Source organism: Variovorax sp. 01T439_2 (genome assembly GCF_056398445.1).
In genome coordinates this window covers 1-1,011 of sequence record NZ_JBFTPJ010001361.1, presented here as the reverse complement: position 1 = coordinate 1,011, position 1,011 = coordinate 1, and the positions used below count along the sequence as shown (strand labels likewise).

The following is a 1,011-nucleotide window of genomic DNA, read 5'->3' as shown; positions in this document are numbered from 1 at the left end:
AGGCCGCGCTGTTCGCGGTCGACGAGTATTTCGACAACAGCGGCCAGCGCCTGCCGCTGATCATCAGCGGCACCGTGACCGACGCCTCGGGCCGCATCCTGAGCGGCCAGACCGTCACCGCGTTCTGGCACAGCGTGCGCCATGCGCAGCCGCTGGCCATCGGGCTCAACTGCGCGCTGGGCGCGGCGCTGATGCGGCCCTACATCCAGGAACTGGCCAAGGTGGCGGGCGACACCTTCATCAGCTGCTATCCGAACGCGGGCCTGCCCAATCCGATGAGCGAGACCGGCTTCGACGAGACGCCCGACGTCACCTCGCGGCTGCTGCACGAGTTCGCGGCCGAAGGGCTGGTCAACATCGTGGGCGGCTGCTGCGGCACCACGCCGGACCACATCGCGGCGATCGGCCGGGCCGTGGCGCCGATGACCGGCCGGCTGTTGAACAACAGCGCCGGCTTCTACCGCGAAGCAGCGTAGCCGGCGCGGCCGGGCGGTCGCGCTCCCGGCTGATTGACGGCATCCGGGCCGCCGCCTAGGCTGGCGGCGCAAAGGAAGCCTCGTCATGAACAACAAACTCTCCATGCGCTGGATCGGCATCGGCGCCGTTGCGCTCGCCTTGCCGATGGCCGCCGCGGCGCAGCAGGCCTTCACGCGCGGCGCGGTCAACCTGCGGGCCGGGCCCTCGGGCGACTATCCGCTGGTGGCGCGGCTCGGCCCGGGCCAGCCGCTCGACGTGATCGGCTGTACCGGCGGCTACAGCTGGTGCGACGTGGTGCTGCCCGACGGCGGGCGCGGCTGGGTCTGGGCCCGGAGCCTGGACTACGCCTACCAGGAGCGGCGCGTGCCGCTGGCCAGCTACGCCGCGGTGATTGGCGTGCCCGTCGTCACCTTCGTGATCGGCAGCTACTGGGCCGACTACTACCGCGACCGGCCCTGGTACGGCGAGCGCCGCTGGTGGGGCGGCCGGCCGCCGCCGCCGCCGATGCCCGGCTGGCGTCCCCCGCCGCCGGTG

The 1,011-nt window shown here is 72.7% G+C and carries 2 protein-coding genes; both read left to right on the top strand.

Features of this window, described 5'->3' with window-relative positions; all coding sequences use genetic code 11:
* On the top strand, nucleotides 1-476 hold a 476-nt coding region (locus tag AC1DOC_RS34975), incomplete at its 5' end, for a homocysteine S-methyltransferase family protein (protein WP_478131755.1).
* An 85-nt stretch (nucleotides 477-561) separates the two neighbouring features.
* Nucleotides 562-1,011, top strand: a 450-nt coding sequence (locus AC1DOC_RS34970) for an SH3 domain-containing protein (protein ID WP_478131754.1), incomplete at its 3' end; no start/stop codon positions are given.